General features: G+C 56.8%; 18 protein-coding genes. 15 read left to right on the top strand and 3 right to left on the bottom strand.

The annotated features are described in order from the left end of the window. Positions 1-24 precede the first annotated feature (24 nt). Positions 25-963, top strand: a complete 939-nt coding sequence (locus EYR88_RS03890; protein ID WP_131088407.1) for a COX15/CtaA family protein — start codon at positions 25-27, stop codon at positions 961-963. 84 nt (positions 964-1,047) lie between these two features. Here EYR88_RS03890 and EYR88_RS03895 read toward each other — a convergent pair whose 3' ends face one another. From EYR88_RS03895 to EYR88_RS03905, 3 genes are all read right to left on the bottom strand, one after another. Further along, on the bottom strand, positions 1,048-1,995 hold the full coding sequence (locus EYR88_RS03895; protein ID WP_131088408.1) for a DUF1700 domain-containing protein: 948 nt from the start codon (positions 1,993-1,995) through the stop codon (positions 1,048-1,050). Further along, positions 1,979-2,329, bottom strand: coding sequence for a PadR family transcriptional regulator (locus tag EYR88_RS03900; RefSeq protein ID WP_131088409.1), 351 nt, complete (start codon positions 2,327-2,329; stop codon positions 1,979-1,981). The genes EYR88_RS03895 and EYR88_RS03900 overlap by 17 nt, the downstream gene beginning before the upstream one ends. Positions 2,330-2,514: 185 nt before the next feature. Continuing rightward, positions 2,515-3,462 carry a heme o synthase gene (locus EYR88_RS03905; RefSeq protein ID WP_131088410.1) on the bottom strand — a complete coding sequence of 316 codons (948 nt, stop codon included), beginning with the start codon at positions 3,460-3,462 and terminating at the stop codon, positions 2,515-2,517. A gap of 753 nt (positions 3,463-4,215) precedes the next feature. On the opposite strand from EYR88_RS03905, the gene tkt reads away from it, so the two are divergent. From tkt to glgC, 14 genes are all read left to right on the top strand, one after another. Beyond that, positions 4,216-6,330: a transketolase gene (gene tkt / locus EYR88_RS03910; protein WP_131088411.1), complete on the top strand. Its 2,115-nt coding sequence runs from the start codon at positions 4,216-4,218 to the stop codon at positions 6,328-6,330. A 16-nt stretch (positions 6,331-6,346) separates the two neighbouring features. After that, a complete protein-coding gene (gene tal, locus EYR88_RS03915; RefSeq protein ID WP_131088412.1) occupies positions 6,347-7,450 on the top strand; it encodes a transaldolase in 1,104 nt (367 codons plus the stop codon). Further along, positions 7,451-9,025, top strand: coding sequence for a glucose-6-phosphate isomerase (locus EYR88_RS03920; RefSeq protein WP_131088413.1), 1,575 nt, complete (start codon positions 7,451-7,453; stop codon positions 9,023-9,025). A 7-nt stretch (positions 9,026-9,032) separates the two neighbouring features. After that, complete coding sequence (gene zwf / locus EYR88_RS03925) at positions 9,033-10,553, top strand: glucose-6-phosphate dehydrogenase (protein WP_131088414.1); 1,521 nt, start codon at positions 9,033-9,035, stop codon at positions 10,551-10,553. Beyond that, the gene (locus EYR88_RS03930; protein WP_131089777.1) at positions 10,550-11,491 is read left to right on the top strand and encodes a glucose-6-phosphate dehydrogenase assembly protein OpcA; all 942 of its coding nucleotides are present in this window, start codon (positions 10,550-10,552) and stop codon (positions 11,489-11,491) included. Before zwf ends, EYR88_RS03930 begins: the two co-directional genes overlap by 4 nt. Next, on the top strand, positions 11,481-12,221 hold the full coding sequence (gene pgl / locus EYR88_RS03935) for a 6-phosphogluconolactonase (RefSeq protein ID WP_131088415.1): 741 nt from the start codon (positions 11,481-11,483) through the stop codon (positions 12,219-12,221). Before EYR88_RS03930 ends, pgl begins: the two co-directional genes overlap by 11 nt. Before the next feature lie 84 nt (positions 12,222-12,305). Further along, positions 12,306-13,271 (top strand): FAD-dependent oxidoreductase, encoded by a 966-nt coding sequence (locus EYR88_RS03940; RefSeq protein ID WP_131088416.1) that lies wholly within the window; start codon positions 12,306-12,308, stop codon positions 13,269-13,271. A 411-nt stretch (positions 13,272-13,682) separates the two neighbouring features. Then, positions 13,683-13,964, top strand: coding sequence for a hypothetical protein (locus EYR88_RS16345; protein WP_262197560.1), 282 nt, complete (start codon positions 13,683-13,685; stop codon positions 13,962-13,964). A 76-nt stretch (positions 13,965-14,040) separates the two neighbouring features. Beyond that, positions 14,041-14,784: a potassium transporter TrkG gene (locus tag EYR88_RS03945; protein ID WP_315973672.1), complete on the top strand. Its 744-nt coding sequence runs from the start codon at positions 14,041-14,043 to the stop codon at positions 14,782-14,784. Between the two features lie 4 nt (positions 14,785-14,788). Further along, the gene (locus EYR88_RS03950) at positions 14,789-15,598 is read left to right on the top strand and encodes a TrkA family potassium uptake protein (RefSeq protein WP_242632444.1); all 810 of its coding nucleotides are present in this window, start codon (positions 14,789-14,791) and stop codon (positions 15,596-15,598) included. A 471-nt stretch (positions 15,599-16,069) separates the two neighbouring features. Then, positions 16,070-16,501 carry a hypothetical protein gene (locus EYR88_RS03955; RefSeq protein WP_131088417.1) on the top strand — a complete coding sequence of 144 codons (432 nt, stop codon included), beginning with the start codon at positions 16,070-16,072 and terminating at the stop codon, positions 16,499-16,501. Between the two features lie 522 nt (positions 16,502-17,023). Next, positions 17,024-19,462, top strand: a complete 2,439-nt coding sequence (locus EYR88_RS03960; RefSeq protein WP_131088418.1) for a glycogen/starch/alpha-glucan phosphorylase — start codon at positions 17,024-17,026, stop codon at positions 19,460-19,462. Between the two features lie 110 nt (positions 19,463-19,572). Further along, positions 19,573-21,765 carry a 1,4-alpha-glucan branching protein GlgB gene (glgB, locus tag EYR88_RS03965; RefSeq protein WP_242632445.1) on the top strand — a complete coding sequence of 731 codons (2,193 nt, stop codon included), beginning with the start codon at positions 19,573-19,575 and terminating at the stop codon, positions 21,763-21,765. Continuing rightward, the gene (gene glgC / locus EYR88_RS03970) at positions 21,762-23,096 is read left to right on the top strand and encodes a glucose-1-phosphate adenylyltransferase (RefSeq protein ID WP_131088419.1); all 1,335 of its coding nucleotides are present in this window, start codon (positions 21,762-21,764) and stop codon (positions 23,094-23,096) included. Before glgB ends, glgC begins: the two co-directional genes overlap by 4 nt. Positions 23,097-23,098 lie beyond the last annotated feature (2 nt).

Consider the following 23,098-nt stretch of genomic DNA (forward strand, 5'->3'; position numbering starts at 1 on the left):
AATTAGTCTCTAAGGGAGATTCCCATGTCTTCAGACCTATCCGCACAAAGCTGGGCCAGCAGGTTGCCAACAAAAATCACGCCTTTGGTGCACGGCCTAGCTATCGCTTCTCTAGTTTCGCAAGTTGGCATCATCGTCACCGGTGGGGCTGTCCGCCTGACCAAGTCTGGTTTAGGTTGTTCACGTTGGCCGAATTGTGTTCCAGGATCCATGACGCCCGTTCCTGAAATGGGAATTCACGGCATCATCGAGTTCGGAAACCGCACGCTGACTTTCGTTTTGCTGTTCATTGCCATCGCGTTCCTGTTTTCGGTTTGGTCGATGCGTCGTAGCCACTCAACCATTTTTAAGTTGGGCCTGATTCTGCTTCTGGGTATCCCTGCTCAGGGCGTCATTGGTGGCATTACGGTGCTGACCGGGCTGAATCCATGGATAGTTTCCTTGCACTTCTTGCTTTCCGGAACGCTAGTCATGCTGGCCACGCTCCTGGTGAACCGCACTCGTACCGAGCTCAAGAAGCAAGTAAGTCCCCCGGCTACCAAGAGCCTTCGACAGGTTTCGACGGCTGCCTGGATCTTCTCAATCGTTTCAGTCATTCTTGGCACCATCGTCACCGGCACCGGGCCGCACGCAGGTGACGCAACTGCGCCAAGACACATGTTTGATCCATCGTTGGTGACGCGGATGCACACTGCCCCGGTCTACCTGCTGGTTATCGCGACAATCGCCCTGATCATCATGACTCGTAAGTCGGATGTGAACCGGCGCCTGCGCACTTCCGTCTGGTGGCTGGTGGTAGTCATCCTTATCCAAGCCGCTATCGGATATACCCAACACTTCACCGGGCTACCAATCGGTTTGGTTCTCCTGCATATGCTTGGGGCCAGCCTGTTGCTGGTATCCAGTACAGATACCTGGGATCGAACTTCGCTTCTTCCGAAGTATCAGCGAGTCGACAACTAGTCTCGGCGTAACGCTCGGGTGGCCATGCAACTAAAATGCATTGCCACCCGAACTGTTTAAAATGTGTTGACAACCGCCAGGGGCCTAACTTGCCAGCTTACGTTTCTCAAACCACAGCAGGCCATATAAGCCAAAGTAGAAGTACGCAATACCCGCTAGCCATAACGCTGCCATCAACATCCCTTGATCAAGGATGGAACCGATGGACACCCCTGCTCCAATGATGCAAGTTGCCCAGAGCGCCAGCCTGAATTTGAGAACGAACCCTACGCCGCAAAGGAGTCCGAGCGCTGCATAGACGTAGGCGCCTGCTCCCTGAACGCCACCGGTGGCCAGCCCAGCTAAGGAAAGCAACACCGGGATCAACAACACGACGCCACCGATAGCTTGAACGGTGCGCGACCGCTTGGATCTACCAACATGGCTGAGCTTTAGATTATTTGCACCGGCGAGCATCCAGGCGGTGACCATCGAAGGCACGAAAAACATTCCCAGCCCGGTCCCGCAGATAATCACGACAACCGTCATGACAATGGCGGCCGCAATGCTGTATTTTCGCGCAGTAGTCGGCTTCATGACGGCTGACGCTGCAACCATCAAGGCAAGTGCCAAGAAAATTAGAAGCTGTATTGCCGCAAAGACATCGGAGTAGTCGTAATTGATGCTCAGTCCTTGAAGCTCTACAGGGCCAAAAGCCATGTTCACAATGGTTGAATCCGAGGATCGCGAAATAATCGCGGAAAACAGACCCGTCACCAACGCGACGATGCCCAGTACCCGGCGGATGCGACGCAGTCGAGGCGAGTTTCCGTCACGCAGCACGTCTTCTAGGTACGGTGCCGCTACTGCTTGCGGAGTTCCGAGGGCGGCAATGATCTCGCTTTCGCTACGCCCCCTTTCGCGACCTTCATCGATGTGCTCCGCGATATCTTCAACGAGCTCTCGTCGAGCCTCTATCGGCACATTTCGTAATTGATGATCCAACGACCGCAGATAGGCCTCCACGCTTTGGTTCTCAGCTGCCTTCGCCATCTTGCCCTCCAAGCAATTGTTCAACCTGTTCCGTAATGTCGGCCCACACGGCGCGGAACTCCTTGAGCATGATCTGCCCGTGGCCGGTGATTGAGTAGTATTTTCGCTTTCGGCCTGCCCCGCCTTCTTCCCAACGAGTCTCGACCAACCCTGCAGTTTTCATTCGGGCAAGTAGCGGATACAGGCTGCCTTCCCCTGCCGTCAAATGACGTTTCGTCAGTTCCTCAGCAAGTTCTAGCCCATACTTGTCGTCGTTAGCCAGTGATCCTAGGACGCAATATTCGAGAACACCCTTGCGTATATTGGTTGCTATCTTTTCGCGCTGTTCGAGCATGAATTGAGCATACCTTGCATAACAAGACTTGCATAGCAAGATTAACTTGCACGATGCAGACCGACATTAGGTGGACCATAGAGCGGGCACTAACTACGTCCTGGCACCGGGCATGCAAAAGCCCCTCCGCCAATCCAAAGATTGTTTGCGAAGGGGCTAGCGGATCATGAACTCCAAAACGGCTTTTAGCCGAACAGTGGACTTCCGATAAACGGATCAAAAGCCAATGCTAGGAAGACAATCGTCAAGTAGGTGATCGAGATATGGAAGACCTTCATAGCCTTGCGGTTGACTACTGCTGGTTTGTGATCGCCCTGAGCTTCGCGATACAGAACGTGCGACTCTATGACGAACCAGATGCCAGCACCACCGGCAATGGCCGTGTAGAGAATGCCAGCGTGGCCCAAAGGAACTAGCAGCATTGAGCATACGACGGTTGCCCATGCGTAGAGAACAACTTGAACGGATACCCGGCGGGCGTTGGCAATTGCGCCAAGCATAGGAACCGAGGCTGCGTTGTAGTCATCCGCGTACTTCATGGACAGTGGCCAGTAGTGAGGCGGAGTCCAAAGGAAGATGACCAAGAAGAGAATGACAGCTGGCCACTCAATCTTTTCGGTAACGGCCGCCCAAGCAATCAGAACTGGCATACAGCCGGCGATGCCACCCCAAACAATGTTCTGAGCAGTGCGTCGCTTCAGAATCATCGTGTAGAAGACAACGTAGAGAAGAATCGCAGCGAGACCCAAGGCAGTGGTCAGCGGGTTGGTGCCGAACCAGAGAACAACAAGCGACGCAATGGCCAAGACCCACGAGAAGATCAACGCTTCTTTTGGCGTCAGGTCTCCAGTTACCAGAGGGCGTCCCTTGGTACGCTTCATCAACTTGTCCATATCCCGATCGATATAGCAGTTGAATGCACCCGAAGCACCGGCTGCCATTGCGCCACCAACGAGGGTGGAGATCATGAGCCAGAGCGGAGGGAATCCTCGCTGGGCGAAGATCATGGTCGGAAGGGTGCTTACCAGCAGCAACTCGATAACGCGAGGCTTGGTCAGCGAGAAATAGGCGCTGGCCTTACGCTTCACAAAATCTGAGGTGCTCTCACCAGGCTGACGCGACGCGCGCGGCACTGATGCTCCGGCGACACTTTGAGTCTTCAATTAAACGCACTCAGTTCTTCACGGGTACAAGATAGACAAAATCATTCTACGCCCGATAGAAATTCTTTGAAACTCCTTAGCAGGCTCTTCCACGGCAAATCTTGGTGATCTCGGTCAACCTGCTCCACAAAAGTTTGATCCGGCTTACCGCGCTTGCTCAATGGCTCGCTTGGTCACCTCACCTCTTAGCGAACAGCGTCACGAAGTCTCAATATCTGGACAAGGCCTCCTGGAGCTCGGTTCGATCACCGACTGGGACCGCCGCAAAATGTTAGTTTTTTGAAACTTTCAGGGTCTTTGACTTCATTGAGTCTACTCATGATCCATTCAACAGGTAATAAGTCCTGTATTAGGCCAATGCACAAGCACCTACCCTTGTTCAATTCATTTGCGGTGATACCCGGCCGAATGTTTCGTTCAGCTCTGCCCGACCTCGCTTCGTGCCCCTGTGACAAACGAAACATCGCTCCAATCCAAAGGGATCCGGGCATTTGTTTTTATCTGTGGTGAATCAAGCGTTACGTTGCGGAAATAAAGTTGCGCGTCATCTTGCTATAACCAACACGCGAAGCTTTATTTTCGCGATAGAGTTGAGCGAGATTGCGCCGTCGCAACCTAGATCTTCCTGAGCTAAGAAATGTCAGGAACTTGTGGGAGGCGACGGCGTATTGCGTGTCAGCGGGAGATAGCTCCCGTCCGAGCCTGAATGGAAGGAACGCCGCTGTGGCGACTGAAGCCTTAGTAGAAGAGTTTTCACTAACTGAGTTGGATCGTAAGGCCATCGACACCACCCGTGTCCTGGCAGCCGACGCTGTTGAAAAAGTTGGCAATGGCCATCCCGGTACCGCAATGAGCTTGGCACCGGCCGCCTACCTGATTTTCCAGAAGCACTTGCGCCACGACCCTAAGGATCCTAACTGGATCGGCCGCGACCGCTTCGTGCTCTCCCCTGGTCACACTTCTTTGACCTTGTACCTGCAGCTTTTCCTCTCCGGCTATGGCCTAGAGATGGAAGACATCGAAGCACTGCGCACCTGGGGCGCAAAGACCCCGGGTCACCCAGAAGTTGGCCACACCGCCGGCGTCGAGATCACCACCGGCCCATTGGGTCAGGGACTGGCCTCCGCCGTTGGTTTCGCCTACTCGCAGCGCCGCATGCGTGGCCTGCTGGACCCAGCTGCTGAAGCTGGAACCAGCCCGTTTGACCACACCGTGTACGTCATCGCTTCCGATGGTGACCTGCAGGAGGGTGTTACCTCCGAGGCTTCATCGCTGGCTGGTCATCAGGAACTTGGCAACCTCGTCGTAATTTACGATGACAACAAGATTTCCATCGAGAACGACACCGACATCGCCTTCACCGAAGACGTACTGGGTCGCTACGACGCTTACGGCTGGCACACCCAGCGCGTTGACTGGACCGTCACCGGCAAATACGTCGAAGACCTCAAGGCACTGGATGAGGCCATCCGCGCTGCCAAGGCTGAGACTTCCCGTCCATCGATCATTGCCCTGCGCACAGTGATCGGCTGGCCAGCACCAACCAAGCAGAACACCGGCGGCATCCACGGTTCCAAGCTGGGAACCGACGAAGTTGCAGGCCTGAAGGAAGTTCTGGGCTTCGACCCAGCAAAGAACTTCCACATCGACCAGGAAGTACTGGATCACGCACGCGAAGTTGTCACCCGTGGCGCCGACCTGCACGAGTCCTGGAACGAAACCTTCAACTCGTGGAAGAGCGCTAACCCAGAAGAGGCTGCTCTGCTTGAGCGCCTGCAGGCTGGCAAGCTTCCAGAAGGCTGGACCGAAAAGCTTCCAGTCTTCGAGCCAGGTTCCACCATGGCCACCCGTTCGGCTTCGGGCAAGGTCATCAACGCGATCGCTGATGAGTTGCCAGAACTGTGGGGCGGCTCCGCTGACCTCGCCGGTTCCAACAACACCACCATCGATACCGCGAAGTCCTTCGCTCCCGAGCGTCGCTCCACCGCTTCGTGGGATGCAAGCCCATACGGTCGTGTACTGCACTTCGGTATCCGCGAGCACGCAGCTGCCTCGATCGTGAACGGTATTGTGCTTTCGAGCCCAACCCGCGCGTTCTCTGGCACCTTCCTGATCTTCTCGGATTACCAGCGCCCAGCGATCCGCTTGGCTGCCCTGATGGGTGTGCCTTCGATCTTCGTATGGACCCACGACTCCATCGGTCTGGGCGAAGACGGCCCAACCCACCAGCCAGTGGAGCAGCTTGCTTCGCTACGCGTGATCCCTAACTTCGACGTCGTTCGCCCAGCGGACGCCAACGAAGTTGCTTACGCATGGCGTGGCATGTTGGAGCTGACCGATACCCCTTCGGGCATCGTGCTCTCCCGTCAGAACCTGCCAATCTACGACCGTGCAGCCACCGGCTTCCGCGGCGCAGAGGGCACCTTGAAGGGTGGCTACATCCTGGCTGAAGCCGTTCGTGACGGCGCAGAGGTCACCCCAGATGTCATCTTGCTGGCTACCGGTTCCGAGGTGGAACTGGCAGTCGAGGCTCGTGAAGAGCTGGCCGCCAAGAACATCGCAGCTCGCGTAGTTTCGCTGCCTTCCTTCGAATGGTTCGCCAAGCAGGATGCGGCTTACCGCGAAGAGGTGCTCCCGGCAGCAATCACCGCCCGCGTATCGGTTGAAGCCGGTGTAGCACAGGGCTGGCGCGAGCTGGTCGGCGCTAACGGCGAGATCATCTCCCTGGACCACTTCGGCGCCTCCGCCGATTACAAGAAGCTGTACTCAGAGTTCGGTATCACCACCGCGGCCGTAGTTGCCGCAGCCGAAACCTCCGTTCAGAACGCCGCAAAGTAAGGATTCGAAGTACATTATGAGCAACCCAAATACCCAGGCCCTCTCCGACGCCGGCGTTTCCATCTGGCTTGATGACCTTTCCCGTGAACGACTGACCAGCGGCTCGTTGGCCAAGCTGATCGAAGAGAAGAACGTTGTTGGCGTAACCACCAACCCAGCAATCTTCGCCGCTTCACTGTCCAAGGCTGAAGTGTACGGCGAAGCTATCGCCGAACAGCGTGAAAAGTCCGTAGAGGACGCCATCACCGAGATCACCAGCGACGACGTTGCTGCAGCCTGCGATCTGTTCAAGGGTGTTTACGAGTCCTCCAAGGGCTTCGACGGTCGTGTGTCCATCGAGGTTGACCCTCGCTTGGCTCACGAAACCGCACCAACCATCGCTCAGGCCAAGGCACTGTACGAGCGCGTAAACCGCGAAAACGTACTGATCAAGATCCCAGCAACCCTTGAGGGCTTGGAAGCAATCACCGAGACCATTGCCGAAGGCATCTCCGTGAACGTCACTTTGATCTTCTCGCTTGAGCGCTACCGCGAAGTGATCAACGCGTACCTGATCGGTCTGGAGAAGGCGCACGCCAAGGGCTTGGACCTGTCCAAGATCCACTCGGTCGCTTCCTTCTTCGTCTCCCGCGTTGACAGCGAAATCGACAATCGTCTTGCCGCTATTGGCACCGATGCTGCTACCGCTCTGCGCGGCCAGGCCGGCGTTGCTAACGCTCGCCTTGCCTACCAGGTCTTCGAAGAGACCTTTGCTTCGGCACGCTTCGAGGTGCTGGCTGCCGCTGGCGCCAACGTTCAGCGTCCGCTGTGGGCTTCGACCGGTGTGAAGGATCCTGCCTACCCATCGACCCTGTACGTCACCGAGTTGGTCGCTGCCAACACCGTGAACACCATGCCAGAAAAGACCTTGGACGCTACCGCAGCTGAGGCTGAGGTTCGTGGCGACACCATCACCGGTAGCTACGATGCAGCCAACCACGTGTTGGACAAGCTGGCAGCTGTGGGCATCGATTACAACGAGGTTGTCAACCTGCTTGAGGTTGAAGGCGTTGAGAAGTTCGATGTTGCTTGGAACGAACTGCTCGAAGATATGTCGGTGGCTCTCAAGGGAGCTAAGTAAATGGAACTCGGACTAGTAACCACCGGAGCTGCTCTTGCCTCCGTTGATCAGCTACTTCCGAAGCTGATCGAAGAAAAGATCGCCAGCCGCATCACCGCTAAGGATTCCACCGTATGGGGTCCAGATGCTGAAGCTGAGTCTTCCATCCGTCTCGGTTGGGTGAACCCTTTTGATGCTGCGGCAAAGCTGATTCCAGAAATCTTGGCCCTGCGCGAAGAACTAGTCAAGGAAAACCTGACCCGCATCGTGCTTTGTGGCATGGGTGGATCCTCGCTGGCCCCCGAGGTCATCGCGGCCAACGATGAGATCGAACTGGTCATCTGCGATACCACCGATCCATCGATGGTCAGGGACATCGTTGGAACCGACTTGGAGCGCACCGTTGTGGTCGTTTCTTCCAAATCCGGCTCCACCGTTGAAACCGACTCGCAGCGTCGTGCCTTCACCGCAGCGTTCGCCGCCGCCGGTATTGATCCAGCTACCCGTCTGGTGCTTGTCACCGATCCGGGTTCGCCAATGGACAAGGCTGAAGGTGTGCGTGCAGTATTCAACGCCGACCCCAACGTGGGTGGACGTTACTCGGCACTGACCGCATTCGGACTGGTACCTTCTGGTCTGGCCGGCGCGGACATCGAGGCACTGGTTGAAGAAGCAGGGCTGATCAACGACATCCTGGCCGCCGACGACGAGGACAACATTGCGTTGCACCTAGGTGCCGCCATGGCTACCGCAGGTCGCGACAAGCTGCTGATCTCCTGTGTTGGCGACGCACTGCCAGGCTTTGGTGACTGGGCTGAACAGCTCATCGCTGAATCCACCGGCAAGCTGGGCAAAGGCATTTTGCCAGTGGCCGCGCACGTTGACGCTCCAGAGCTGAAAAACGTCGCAGCCGACGTACTGCCACTGTTTGTCTACGACGAACTTGCTGAAGAACTAGACGAAGACGCTACCGCTGTGCACTTCAGTGCACCACTGGGCACCGCCTTCATGATCTTCGAGTACGCCACCGCAATCGCCGGCTACCTGTTGGGTATCAACCCATTTGATCAGCCAGACGTTGAGGCCGCGAAGGTCGCAGCACGCTCCATGCTTGATGCTCCAGCACAGAGTGCTCCAGATGCTACCGATGGTTCCGTACAGCTGTACGGCAGCACCGCCAGCACCCTGGCTGAGGCACTGGATCAGCTCACCGCACAGCTGCCAGAAGACGGTTACTTCGCCATCCAGGCGTACCTGAACCGCACTTCGGATGTTGCGTTGGAAGAACTGCGCGATGTGTTCGCACAAAAGACCGGTCGCCCGGTCACCTTCGGCTGGGGTCCACGCTTCTTGCACTCCACCGGCCAGTACCACAAGGGTGGCCCGGCACAGGGTGTCTTCCTGCAGATCACCGCGGACCACAATGATGACCTGGAGATCCCAGATCGTCCATACTCCTTCGGTTCTTTGATCACTGCCCAGGCCATTGGCGACGGTGCAGTACTCTCGGATGCCGAACACAACCGCCCTGTGCTGCGCGTAAACCTCACGGATCGCGCAGCCGGCATCGCCGCCCTACTAGAGGCTGCGAAGTAAGGCACTAATGAACAACCCACTACGCGACGCTCGCGACCGGCGGCTTAACCGCATCGCCGGTCCGGGCGCGCTGGTGTTCTTCGGAATCACCGGCGACCTTGCCCGCAAAAAGCTGATGCCAGCGGTCTATGACCTGGCCAACCGCGGACTTTTGCCCCCAAACTTTGCCATCGTCGGCTTCGGCCGTCGCGACTGGAGCGCTGAAGAATTCACCGCTCAGGCTCGCGAATGGATCCTGGCCAGCTCACGAACCCCGTTTAATGAGACGGTCTTCGCCCAGTTGGCCTCCGGAATGCGCTTTATTTCCGGTGCCTTTGACGACGATGACGCGTACCAGAAGCTCGCCGCAACCTTGGACGAGCTCGCTGAGACGCGTTCCACCGGACGCAACCACGCCTTCTACCTCTCGATCCCACCAAGCTGGTTCGAAATTGTTTGCCAGAAGCTCTCCGAGCACCACCTGGCCAACGACTCGAACCCAGGCTGGGAACGAGTAGTCATCGAGAAGCCGTTTGGCCACAACCTGCAAAGCGCCCGCGAACTGAACGAAATCGTGGAGTCCGTTTTCCCAGCAGATCAAGTCTTCCGCATCGACCACTACCTGGGCAAAGAGACCGTACAGAACCTGTTGGCTCTGCGCTTTGGTAACCAGATGTTCGAGCCACTGTGGAACAACAAGTACGTGGATCACGTGCAGATCACCATGGCCGAGGACATCGGCATTGGTGGACGTGCCAGCTACTACGACGGAGTGGGCGCTGCCCGCGACGTCATCCAGAACCACCTGCTTCAGCTGCTCGCGCTGACCGCCATGGAGGAGCCAATCTCCTTCAACGCCGATCACCTGCGCAGCGAGAAGGAGAAGGTGCTCACCGCAGTTGAACTGCCTGAGGATCTGGGAGCAGCCAGCGCACGCGGTCAGTACACCTCCGGTTGGCAGGGTGCTGAAGAAGTTGTTGGGTTCCTCGATGAGGAAGGCTTCAACCCGAAGTCCAAAACCGAAACCTACGCTGCGGTTCGCTTGAACATCAAGACCCGCCGCTGGGACGGAGTACCGTTCTACCTGCGTGCAGGCAAGCGCTTGGGCCGTCGCGTCACCGAGATCGCGGTCGTGTTCAAGAAGGCTCCTAACCTGCTCTTTGGTGATCACGATACCGACGAGTTCGGTCAGAACGCCTTTGTGATCCGTGTGCAGCCTGATGAAGGTGCAACCATCCGTTTGGCCTCCAAGGTGCCTGGCACCCAGATGGAGATTCGCGATGTCACCATGGACTTCGGCTACGGCAACGCGTTCACCGAGTCATCCCCAGAAGCTTACGAGCGACTGATATTGGATGTGCTCTTGGGTGAGCCACCGCTGTTCCCACGTCACGAAGAGGTCGAGCAGTCCTGGCGGATCCTGGATCCGTTTGAGGAATACTGGGCTTCGCAGCCAACCCAGCCTGATCCATACGCACCGGGTTCTTGGGGACCAGCCAGCAGCGATGAGCTGATGGCCAAAGATGGAAGGACATGGCGCCGCCCATGATGATTGATCTTCCCGACACCACCACCTCGAAGGTGGCCAAGAAGCTGATTTCCTCACGTCGAACCCACGGCGTTGTTGCGCTTTCTCGTGTGCTGACCCTTGTGGTCATCACCCGTGAAGGTTTCGCCGAGAACGCAATCGAGGCAGCCAACCTGGCAAGTCGCGAGCACCCTTGCCGCATCATCGTGGTGGTGCGCGGCAATACCAGTGCCAAGAACCGTCTTGACGTGCAGATCCGTGTTGGCGGCGACGCCGGCGCATCCGAGGTCATCGTCATGCGCACCTTCGGTCCAGATGTTGTGGCTGACGAAGCACTGATCTCGGCCCTGTTGTTGCCAGATGCACCGATCGTGGCTTGGTGGCCACATGGTGTGCCAAAGGATCCATACGCTACGGCCCTGGGCAAGCTTGCGCACCGTCGAATTACCGACTCTGCGGAAGAAGCCGATCCGGTGGCTTCGCTCTACAGTCGTACCGACAGCTACCATGCTGGCGATACCGACCTGGCTTGGACCCGTTTGACCTACTGGCGCGGACAGCTGGCCAGCATCATTGATCTGGTTGGCACCGAAGATCTGACCAGCATCACGGTTAAGGGCTCGGAGAACTCTCCGTCCACCGCTTTGCTGGCCGCCTGGTTGACCATGACCTTGGATGTTCCGGTCACCATTGCTGCGGATAATACGACCGGTGGACTCTCCAGCGTACGTTTGTCCCGCGAGGCAGGAGATGTGGAACTCTCCCGTCCCTCCGGCGCAGTGGCTCACCTGTACCAGCCTGGATCTGCCCCACAGCGCATCTCCCTTCCACGTCGCTCAGTCGCTGACTGCTTGGCTGAAGAAATGCGCCGCCTGGACGCCGATGAGGTCTTCGGTGACGTCATCACCAAGGGTTTGAAGATGACTGAGCTCAGGAGCGTTGTTCCCAGTGATCGCTAGGCAAATCACCATCCATGATGATGTTTCTGCTACGGCGCAAGCCATCGCCGCACGGTTGATCACTTCGATCACCGATGCGGTGACGGCCCGCGGGGTCGCTCACATTGTTGTCACCGGTGGTACCTTGGGCATCGCCGCGTTGGCTGCAGTGGCACAGAACCCAGCAAAGGCTTCGGTCAACTGGTCTCAGGTGCACTTCTGGTGGGGAGATGAGCGTTTTGTTGCCGCTGATTCACCGGATCGCAACGTTTTGCAGGCGGAGGAACTCTTCGCAGCTCTAGATCAGCTGGGCTTGGATCGTGCCACGGTGCACGCTATGGGATCAACTGATGAGTTTGAGACTGCTGAAGAAGCAGCCGTGGCCTACACGGCGTTGCTCGCCGCCGAAGCCAGTGAAGGCGCAGCCTCCCCGGTCTTTGACGTATTGATGCTGGGTATGGGTCCCGACTCTCATGTCGCTTCCTTGTTCCCGAATCACACGCGTTCTGAGGAGTTGGGTGCCATTGCGGTGCACAACTCCCCCAAGCCGCCACCACATCGAGTGAGCCTGACCATGGGGACCATCAACACCGCCCGTGAAGTGTGGTTGATTGTTGCCGGTGCGGACAAGGCTCCGGCCTTGGCTGCAGCCTCCCATGAAATCAATGAAGTGGCAGTTCCGGCCAGCGCTGTGCATGGCACAGAAGCAACCCGCTGGATTGTGGATCGCGCCGCCTCAACCCTGCTCTAAATAGCACCGCAAGGTCGGCCCCTTGAACCTCTTGGTTCGTGGGGCCGGCCTTTCGCTAACCATCAAACTCCTTGAAGGAAATACATGCCGCAACTGTTATCCTCACAAAAAGTCACCGTCATTGGCGCCGGCGTCATTGGGCTGTCCACCGCTCACGAACTGGCCTCCCATGGCTACCAAGTGACTGTGGTCAGCGATCAAGACACCTTGCAGACTGTCTCTTCGGTATCGGCGGCCATTTGGTTCCCTTACCACTCAGAGAACTCTCCGGCAGCCGACCTGCTACTCTCGCGCACATTGTCCCGCTTCCAAGCCTTGTCGCTGATTCCAGAGACCGGCGTTGATCTACGTTTTGGTATGGACATTGAACGCCGGGCCGATGCTGACCGTTCCTGGACAAATTTTGTAGCCGACTCGGCTCCAGCTGAGCCGGAAATATTGCCCGAAGGCGCTTTGGCTGCCATGGCAGGTACAGTTCCGGTGATCACCATGCCGACATATCTTTCTTGGCTGCGTGGCCAATGCACAAATCTTTCGGTACGGTTCATCGAGCGAACAGTTAAGTCGCTCTCTGAATTCACCGATGAAGCTGATGTGGTCGTTCTAGCAGCAGGTTTACGTGGCGGCGAGTTATTGGGTGATGACGACAGCGTTTACCCCATTCGCGGCCAAGTAGTGCGACTAGCCAATACCGTTGGACTCACCGAGTGGATCAGCGACGATGACCATCCAGACGGTGTTATCTACGTTATTCCACGCCGCGATGACATTATCGTCGGCGGTATCGATGTAGACCATGATTCTAATCCTGAAGTAGATCCACAGACATCCATCGATATTCTCAAACGAGCGACCACGTTAGTCTCTGCCCTCGCAGACTGCGAGGTATTGGAGCACAAGGTTGGCTTACGACCTGCCCGTGAAACAATCCGGCTCGAACGCCTGGATGTTCAAGGGGTTTCGGTGATTGCTGCCTACGGACATGGTGGCGGTGGCGTGACCATGTCATGGGGCACCGCGCAGCGCGTACATGAGTTGATGGGCTCCTAAGCGACGCAAGCGACCATCGAGTTGCAAGTGTAAAAATCGACGCAAATGGGAGTTTCAATGGCACCGTGTTGGCGTCCTCAAACCAACAGTTCACAGTGCCTCAGATCACTTTGGCTTGGGTCAGCCGAGGCTAAGTATTTCATCCGTGCTTCTGGTCGAGCGTCGATGCGCGACCTCGCTTCTTCCATTGCGATGGATATGCACTCTACCCTTGCTTGGCGCATCGACCCGCTGGGTCGCAGCGCCTCGGCTAGACCCGAACGCCTTGTGGCCATAATGTTCGCCTCCGCGATGCTCTTCGGCTGACTCCTCCTCTCAAAACCATGGGCCACTACATCGGGGCAGTTCACATCACTGATGGATGGGAATTTCACCGCAACCTCCGCGGTGTGCGTTGCAGGTTTAACAGTCGTGGATACGGCTACTGCCTACACCTTATTCGGCAAGATCGTGATCCTGATATTGATTCAGGTTGGCGGACTTGGATTAATGCTGGTCGACTCGGTGCTCAGCATGTTGGTGATGGGTCGAATAGGTTATCTCACCCGGCTCTCAACACAGCGAGAAAGTAGCGCGGTCAGCTGGTCAGATGTGCGCACCGCAGCAATCATGATTATCAAGTTGTCCCTGACAATTGAACTGGCGGTTGCTGTGCTACTCGCAGGGCGTTTTCCATGCCGTTTCTGCGTTTAATAAAGCCGGTTTCGCCCTGCACACCAATAACTTGATGGATTTTGTCGCTGACCCCTAGCTCTGCCTTCCCATCAGTGTGGCCATAATCCTCGGTGGCCTCGGCTTCCCAGTTTTAGTACAGCTCAAGCACCACTGGAGAAACGCGCTGAAGTGGGCCATGAATACCAGTTTAGTCGTGTTGATGACGGTGCTGTTATTGGTCGTTGGTACGGTATTCATCACCGTCATGGAGTGGAACAACCCAGAAACTCTTGGCCAACTCAATCCAGAATCACGGATTTTGGCCGGCTTCTTTCAGTCCGTTCAAACACGTACCGCAGGCTTCAATTCAATAGATATTGGTGCCATGCATTCCGCTACATGGCATGGCATGGATGTGTTGTTTGTTGGTGGCAGACCGGCCGGTACGGCTGATGCTAACAAAATCACTACTGCGGCAATCCTACTGTTCATCATCATCACCGAGCTTCGTGGCGAAACAGCCGTGAATGCCATGGGTAAGCGTCTGTCCCGCGCGGTACACCGCCAAGCAATCACCGTGGCCCTTTTGGGTGTAGCGACAGTCTTCGCAGGAACGATGGCCCTGAACTTGCTCACAGAATACTCACTTCATCGGTGCCTCCTCGAAGCAACTTCTGCATTTGGAACCGTGGGACTATCAACCGGTATCACCCCGGAACTATCGTCCCCCACAAAGATGGTGCTGGTTGTGCTCATGCATCTGGGCCGAGTGGGCGTACTCTCACTAGTCTCAGCCCTAGCCATGCGCGATCGTAAAGCTCTTTACGAACTACCTAAAGAAAGACCAGCCATCGGCTAAGCTATTGAACGTCCACAACACGAACAATCAACTGGCTAATGCCGATTCTGTAGCAGTTATTGGATTGGGTCGTTTCGGCGAATCCTTGGCCCTAGAACTGATGAAGTCGGGCACGCATGTGTTAGGCATTGATCAACCGGAGCATACCGTTCAGGCCCTAAACGGCGAACTGACTCAGGTAGTACGTGCAGATGATTCCAACCGAGAGACCCTGGAACAATTATCGATTCATGAATTTGATCGAGTTGTTGTTGCCGTCGGCAGCCACTGGCAATCATTAATTTTGTGTTGTTCCCTGCTGGCCAGCATGGGAATCCCGCAGATCTGGGCTAAAGCGCAAGATGACCGACATGGTCTAGTCCTTGAACAATTAGGTATCCACCACATCGTGTACCCAGAGAAGGACATGGGCAAGCTTGTTGCGCACCTTGTACGCGGATCGCTGATCGATTTCCTTGAAATCGATCCCGGCTACGCAATGGTCAAAATGGACGCACCTTCAATTCTGCAGGGTACTAAGCTCAGCGATGCCGGCGTGCGCAACAAGTACCGCGTCACCATCGCTGCAACGACAAACGCAGACGGTGAATGGAAAATACCGAGGGCGATACGGTATTACACACTGGTGATCAGCTCTTGGTACTCGGTTCAGTTGCCGATAACGAAGCCTTTGGGCAACTTGCCTAACCGTTGCTCCCGTAAGAACCCAGCTGCGGCCGAGGCGTTATTGGCGCCGTCGCCCAATTTTCATAGCTCCCAAAACTCAATGGGCGCCTTCAACTCATCATGGAAGGCGCCCATTGGCGGCTTTTGACCTTAGGTTTTAGCTAGCTTTCAGCACTCAGTTTCGGTACGAAGGCCACACCTGTAAGCACGGCAGGCTGACGTGACCATGAATACTGGTGATACGTAGACCCCTAGAATCCGCTCGGTACTACTTGTTCTTCCTCCGCAGCGAGCCAAACATGATTAGCCAAAGGACAAAACCCGAGAGACCAGCCAACCAATTTCGCGAAAACGCACCTATGGATTCGGGAAGGTTTACCAAAGCAAGCGACAGTATCAGAAGAAGAGCCAACACGATTAGAGAATGAGGCCTAGTCACGAATTCCACGGACCAATCAGTAATCCGGCAATGAAAAAGAATCCTCCAGTCGCGACTGCACAGTCGAAAGGTCTCTTGCCACACCATTCGTTGAGACTCTTATAGGTACGTGTATCTACTACTCTGTTCATTTTTCCGTCGTTACGGCGTAGTACCAGATACGCTCCTTTGCACGGATTCGTGCCTGATTTGAAGTTCACCCAGATATTTCTGGAATATACTTTTCCCGTCGCGGAACATGTTCTCTGCCAACCTGCAACCGCAGCGCATGCTGGGTTCGCGACAACTGGCCCCGAATCAACGGCAGCGGTCGAACTTTCCGCTAAGTCAACCGCAGTAGTTTCAGGAGTGAACGAACAAGGCGTCGTCGCAGCAGGTAACCCAACACTCTTAACAGATTCGACCGCTTGCACTGGTACCGCTACTAACGAGAACAAAACCGCATACGTCGCGATAATTGCCGTCAAGCGCACTGTTATTTTCTTCAAAAAATCTCCATCGACATTGCGAGTGTCGAATATTACACACCAGATGTTATCGCATCTATTAGTTTCCGACAAGGACATTTTTCAACCTAGCGAAAGAGCAATCGCCGCTAGGACTGCCGCTTGATACCTCCCTAGAGAGCCTTCGATGCCCTTTCAGAGTCAACAAACCACCACAATCTGGCGAAATTGCGGCAACGATAGATGCAACTTTCTAAATTGCGCGAGTTGCTTGGACGGATTTCGCCGCCGTGGCTGAGCCAAGCAGCCAGCAATGCAGGAGAAGGAAGAAGATTACCGACCACGAACCGGTAGGCGGACTTTTTGGACTTGGATGACCGGATACGCAAAGCTGCGCGGTTTATCTCTGGCGAGGTAGGCCAGCGCACGAGGCGCACCTCTTGTACCGCGATTGTCTTCAGCGAACTATTTGGCTGAACGTTCTCAGCGAACTTCCTTTCCCCTAGTGACAGTCCGAAAATGCTGGCGTGTATTTCGTCCGGAACGACGATGAAGAATATGACGTCCGACACGTTTTTTGACTCATTGAAGTAACCACCGCAGACAGATTGCGCGCCCTATAGTAATGTCACATTTCAGGCGCCACAATTCGAAACTCACGTTCCACTTAAGCCAACGGGAGCAGTACATGTCGCAACCAATTGATGCCCGAGATCTCCGCGATACCAATGCCGCAAATCCGGTGACGACACCCGCACAGTTCCGCCAACAACTGTTACGTCACCTGCAGTACACAGTCGGTAAGAGTCCGCAACAAGCTTCACTCTTCGACTGGCGGATGGCCCTGTCCCACACGGTCCGTGACTACGCGGTGGATCCTTGGTTTGGTGCGACCCGCCGCACCTGGGACGAAGACCGCAAACGGGTCTACTACCTGTCGATGGAATTTCTGATCGGCCGACTGCTTGAAGACCAAGCAATCAACCTGGGACTACGCGATGTCATGGTTCAGACACTTGCGGAATTCGGTTTGAGCTTTGATGAAGTGGCCGCGGGCGAACCTGATGCGGCATTGGGCAATGGTGGGTTGGGTCGTTTGGCTGCCTGCTATCTGGAATCCATGGCCACCATGGGCTGTCCGGCGTACGGCTACGGCCTGCGCTACGAACATGGACTGTTCCGCCAGCACTTTGAAAACGGGCGGCAAATCGAAACCCCAGAAAACTGGCTGGCTACCGACAACCCGTGGGACTTCACACGCCCTGAAGCCGCCTACCCAGTGGGCTTTGGCGGCGAACTCTCCGAACACGACGGCGCCTCAATCTGGTCACCAAACTCCAAGGTGCTCGCCTCCGCCCACGACACACCAGTGGTTGGTTACGGCGGACAGTGGGCCAATACCCTGCGCCTCTGGGCGGCCATGCCAAGCGCCGACCTCTTTGACCTGAACCGCTTTAACGCCGGCGACTTTGCTGCTGCATCCGAGCCCGAGGCATTGGCGCGAAGCTTGAGCCGAGTGCTCTACCCGAACGACACCACCGAAGGCGGCAAGGAGCTACGGCTCTCCCAGGAATACTTCCTGACCTCCGCCTCCGTGCAGGACATCCTGCGCCGCCACCTCGCCACGCATCAGGATTTGCTCAAGCTCCCGGAGTTTGTTGCCATCCAGATGAACGACACCCACCCAGCGATTGCCGGCCCGGAACTGATCCGCCTGCTGGTGGACGAGCACGGCGTGAACTTCGATTCGGCAGTGAAGACTGCCACCGAAGTTTTGGGCTACACCAACCACACGTTGCTGCCCGAGGCCCTGGAGCGCTGGAGTGTGGGCTTGATGCGCAAGGTGCTTCCACGCCACTTGCAGATCATCGAAACGTTGGACACCCAGTTTGTTGAACTGCAGGGATCATCCCCGGACCCAGTGCGCCTGATCAGCCACGACCAGGTCAGCATGGGCGACCTGGCCTTCGCCACCAGCCACAAGGTGAACGGCGTTTCGGCGCTGCATACCGAACTGGTCAGCAAGGACCTGTTCCCGGTACACAACGCCCTGCACCCCGGGCGCATCGTGAACATCACCAACGGCATCACTCCGCGTCGCTGGCTTAAGCTAGCCAACCCATCATTGGCTGCGTTGATTACCGATACTATTGGCGCCGGTTGGGAAACCGACCTGGAACGACTTCGTGATCTGGAGCCTTACGTCGAGGATCCAGCCTTCCGCGCCGCCTTCGGCCGTAGCAAGCTTCAAGCCAAGGAACATTTCACCGGCTGGCTCGCCAAGGAACACGGCATCGAATTGCCTGCCGACGCCTTGTACGACGCCCAGGTGAAGCGACTGCACGAGTACAAGCGTCAGCTGCTGAACATCTTGTGGACCATTGCGCACTGGCAGCGGATCAAGCGCGACCCGCAGGCCAATTGGGTCCCGCGTGTCAAGATCTTCGGCGGCAAGGCAGCCCCGAGCTACCACATGGCCAAATTGATCATTCAGCTGATCAACGACGTTGCCGACGTTATTAACAACGACCCTGAGACCTCGCACCTGTTACGCGTGGTGTACCCAGCAAACTACGGCGTCTCGATGGCTGAGAAACTGATCCCGGCCGCGGATCTATCCGAACAGATTTCCACGGCCGGCATGGAAGCCTCTGGCACCGGCAACATGAAGTTTGCGCTTAACGGTGCGCTGACCATCGGTACCCTGGACGGGGCGAACGTTGAGATCCGTGAGCACGTGGGAGAAGAAAACTTCTTCCTCTTTGGGCTCACTACCGAACAGGTCGCCGAACGCCGGGCTCAACCCGATCACTCACGCACCGCTCTGGAAGCCAGCCAAACCCTGCGCGATGTGCTTCAAGCTATTGCCGAGGGCACCTTCAGCCCCGAGGATCACCATCGTTATGACGGGCTGCTCGACTCGATGTGGAACAGTGACTGGTTCTTGGTGGCCTCAGACTTTGAGGACTACGACCGGGCGCAGGGTGAGGTGGCCACCTGCTACGCCGATCCTGAACGCTGGCAGCGCATGGCGATCCTGAACATCGCCCGTATGGGGTATTTCAGCTCTGACCGCTCAATTCGCGAATATATGACGCAAATTTGGGACGTGGAATCCGCACTTTAGGCCGCGCCTCCACGACACGATGAGTAATACTGTCGTGACCTGCGTCATCTTGAATTGAGCGTGCTCTCAGTGTGTTTGGATGAGAGCAATTGAATCGACTAGGAGTCCCAGTGACTAACGAAGGCAAGAGTCTTTCGGTGCTCGACGTGCAACAGGTTCACCTGTTGGCGCAGGGGCGGCACCCGGACCCGTTTGCGATGCTCGGTCCCACCGAAGATGGCAAGCAGGTTCGGGTGCGCATTCCCGGGGCTGAGCAACTGTGGTTGTTTAACGCCACCGACGAAGTGCAGCTGAAGGCACACCCTAGCGATCCGGCGCTGTTCACCGGGCCAGCCTTGCCGTACTACCGTTTGCGCATCCATTGGCCCTCGGGCTACGTGGAGGAACGCGAGGACGCTTACCGCTTTGGCCCGGTGTTAGGCCAATTTGATGAACATCTAATTGGGCAAGGTGAGCACCATGGCCTGTGGAAGACGCTCGGCGCGCACCTGATCACCCACGAGCAAGTGCCCGGTGTGCACTTTGCCCTCTGGGCACCCAACGCTGCCCGAGTCTCCGTGGTCGGCGACTTCAACTCCTGGAACGGCACCGTCCACCCGATGCGTTTGCGTGGGGCCACCGGCGTCTGGGAACTCTTCCTACCCGGGCTTAATGAGGGCACGGTGTACAAGTACGAGCTACTTGGCCAGGACGGGCAAGTGCTGCCTTTAAAGGCCGATCCGGTCGGCTTCGGCTCCGAGCATCCGCCCGCCACCGGTTCAGTGGTTCGCACTCTAGACGCCCATGATTGGAACGATGAACAATGGGTCGCCCGGCGCGAGTCGATCAACGCGGTTGATGCCCCGATCAGCATCTATGAGGTGCATTTAGGTTCGTGGCGTCGCGATGGCAACACCAATAAGTCACTAAGCTACTTGCAGCTGGCAACACAACTTGTGGACTATGTGGCGGACCTGGGCTTCACCCACATCGAGGTGCTGCCGGTAAGCGAACATCCCTTTGACGGGTCCTGGGGCTACCAGCCGGTCGGGTTATTCGCCCCCACCGTCCGTTACGGCACGCCGCAGGAGTTCGCGGCATTTGTTGATGCCGCCCACGCCCGCGGGCTCGGGGTCATTGCCGACTGGGTACCCGGGCACTTCCCCACCGACCAGCACGGACTGGGCCGATTTGATGGCACCGCACTGTACGAACACCTCGATCCGCGTGAAGGGTTCCATCCGGACTGGAACACGCTGATCTATAACTACGGCCGCCCAGAAGTGCGCAATTTCCTGGTGGCCAACGCGCTGTACTGGCTTGATGAGTACCACCTCGACGGGTTACGCGTAGACGCGGTCGCATCGATGATCAACCGCGACTACTCGCGTAAGGACGGCGAGTGGATTGCCAATAAGGACGGCGGCAACGAAAACTATGAGGCGCTCGAATTCCTGAAGCAGACCAATGTGGCCAGCTATGGACAACATCCAGGCATCACGATGATCGCTGAAGACTCCACCTCCTACCCCGGAGTCACCCGCCCGGTGGATGCCGGCGGTCTGGGCTTTGGTTACAAGTGGAATCTGGGCTGGATGAACGATTCGCTGGAGTACTTCGGCAAGGATCCGGTCTATCGCAAACATCATCACAACCAGCTGACCTTTGGCATCACCTACGCCTTCAGCGAGAACTTCCTGCTGCCCATCAGCCATGATGAGGTGGTGCACGGCAAGGGTTCGATGTACTCGCGGATGCCCGGAAACCACGCCGACAAACTTGGCAATCTCAAGGCCTTCTACGGCTACATGTGGGGCTACCCGGGCAAAAAGCTCTTGTTCATGGGCCAAGAGTTCGGGCAGCGCAGCGAATGGAACTTCCAGGGGCAACTCGAGTGGGATGCGCTTGACGATCCCGGTCATGCTGGGGTGCTCTCCCTAGTACGCGATTTGAATAAGCTCTACCGCGAGCAACCCGCCCTGCATCGGCGCGATACAAGTGCCGAAGGGTTCCAATGGCTGCTGGTCGACGACGTTGAACACCAGGTGTTCGCATGGCTGCGCCGTGGCGAGCCAGGCGACGCGCACGTAGTTGTCGTCGTGAACCTCACCCCGGTTGATCGCACCGGTTTCCGTATCGGATTCCCGGTGGCCGGACGCTGGGTTGAGGCCCTCAATACCGATTCCGAGAGCTACCACGGGGCCAACCGCGGCCACGGCGGGGCGATCGAAACCGAAGCCGTCCCCGCGGGCGGCGAAGCACAATCCGCACTACTCACACTCCCACCTTTATCGGCAATCTATTTTGTGGAGGAACGCTCATGAATTCAGCACCTGATACTCGTCACCTGACCGGTGCACCACCGCGCCTTTCCAGCCAGGCGATGGCCTTCGTTCTTGCCGGTGGCCGTGGAAGCCGGCTCGAAGAGCTCACCGACCGCCGGGCCAAACCGGCGGTCCACTTTGGTGGCAACTCGCGGATTATCGACTTCCCGCTGTCCAACGCCCTAAATTCTGGGGTACGTAAAATGGCGGTGGCCACCCAGTACAAGGCACACTCGCTGATCCGCCACATGCAGCGAGGCTGGGGCTTTTTCCGTTCCGAACGCAACGAGTACCTGGATATCCTGCCAGCCAGCCAGCGCGTGCAGGAAAACAAGTGGTACCTGGGCACCGCGGATGCGGTCACCCAAAATATCGATATTGTTGATGACTACGACGTCGAGTACGTGATCATCTTGGCCGGTGACCACGTATACAAGATGGACTACGAGGTCATGCTGCACCAGCATGTGAATACCAAAGCCGACGTGACAGTCGGCTGCCTAACGGTGCCACGCGAGGAGGCTACCGGCTTTGGCGTGATGCATGTTAATCGCAATGGGCGCATCGTGGACTTCCTCGAAAAGCCGGCTAATCCTCCGGGCATGCCGGAGAATCCAGATATGGCACTGGCTTCCATGGGCATCTACGTGTTCAACTGGAAATTCCTGCGCGAATTGTTGCTCAACGACGCCGAAGATCCAAGCTCAAGCCACGATTTTGGCCACGATTTGATTCCCTCTGTGGTGCGCAACGGCAGTGCGTACGCCCACAAGTTCACCGATTCTTGCGTCATGGGCGGACTGGAAACCGAGCCGTACTGGCGCGACGTCGGTACTATCGATTCCTTCTGGCAGGCGAATCTGGATCTCACCAAGGTCGTCCCTTCGCTGGATCTTTACGACAACACCTGGCCCATCTGGACCTACGCCGAGTTGACCCCGCCTGCAAAATTCATCCACGACGATGAAGCGCGACGTGGGCAAGCCATCGAGTCGCTCATCTCTGGAAATTGCATCCTTTCCGGGGCCGATGTTCACCGTTCGCTGTTGTTTACCGGAAACCGAGCGCACTCCTTCTCGAAGCTGGATCAAGTGGTCTCCCTGCCAAACGTCGATGTGGGCCGCAACGCCGATCTGACCAAATGTGTGATCGACAGCCGGGTGCACATTCCTGAGGGTCTGGTCGTTGGCCAGGATCCGGTCGAGGATTCAAAATGGTTCCGTCGCACAGATTCCGGGGTTGTGCTGATCACCCAGCCGATGCTCGACCGCCGTGCTGCAGTGCTCGACGGGGCCTTGAAATTGAGCCCAGAGCAGCTGAAGGGAGAATAAGA

The organism is Arthrobacter sp. S41 (assembly GCF_004320535.1).
Lineage (GTDB): Bacteria > Actinomycetota > Actinomycetes > Actinomycetales > Micrococcaceae > Glutamicibacter.

Coding starts and splice junctions, on each gene's coding strand:
- EYR88_RS03890 (WP_131088407.1), top strand. CDS start 25: ATGTCTTCAGACCTATCCGCACAAAGCTGGGCCAGCAGGTTGCCAACA.
- EYR88_RS03895 (WP_131088408.1), bottom strand. CDS start 1,995: ATGGCGAAGGCAGCTGAGAACCAAAGCGTGGAGGCCTATCTGCGGTCG.
- EYR88_RS03900 (WP_131088409.1), bottom strand. CDS start 2,329: ATGCTCGAACAGCGCGAAAAGATAGCAACCAATATACGCAAGGGTGTT.
- tal (WP_131088412.1), top strand. CDS start 6,347: ATGAGCAACCCAAATACCCAGGCCCTCTCCGACGCCGGCGTTTCCATC.
- EYR88_RS03920 (WP_131088413.1), top strand. CDS start 7,451: ATGGAACTCGGACTAGTAACCACCGGAGCTGCTCTTGCCTCCGTTGAT.
- zwf (WP_131088414.1), top strand. CDS start 9,033: ATGAACAACCCACTACGCGACGCTCGCGACCGGCGGCTTAACCGCATC.
- EYR88_RS03930 (WP_131089777.1), top strand. CDS start 10,550: ATGATGATTGATCTTCCCGACACCACCACCTCGAAGGTGGCCAAGAAG.
- EYR88_RS03940 (WP_131088416.1), top strand. CDS start 12,306: ATGCCGCAACTGTTATCCTCACAAAAAGTCACCGTCATTGGCGCCGGC.
- EYR88_RS03960 (WP_131088418.1), top strand. CDS start 17,024: ATGTCGCAACCAATTGATGCCCGAGATCTCCGCGATACCAATGCCGCA.
- glgC (WP_131088419.1), top strand. CDS start 21,762: ATGAATTCAGCACCTGATACTCGTCACCTGACCGGTGCACCACCGCGC.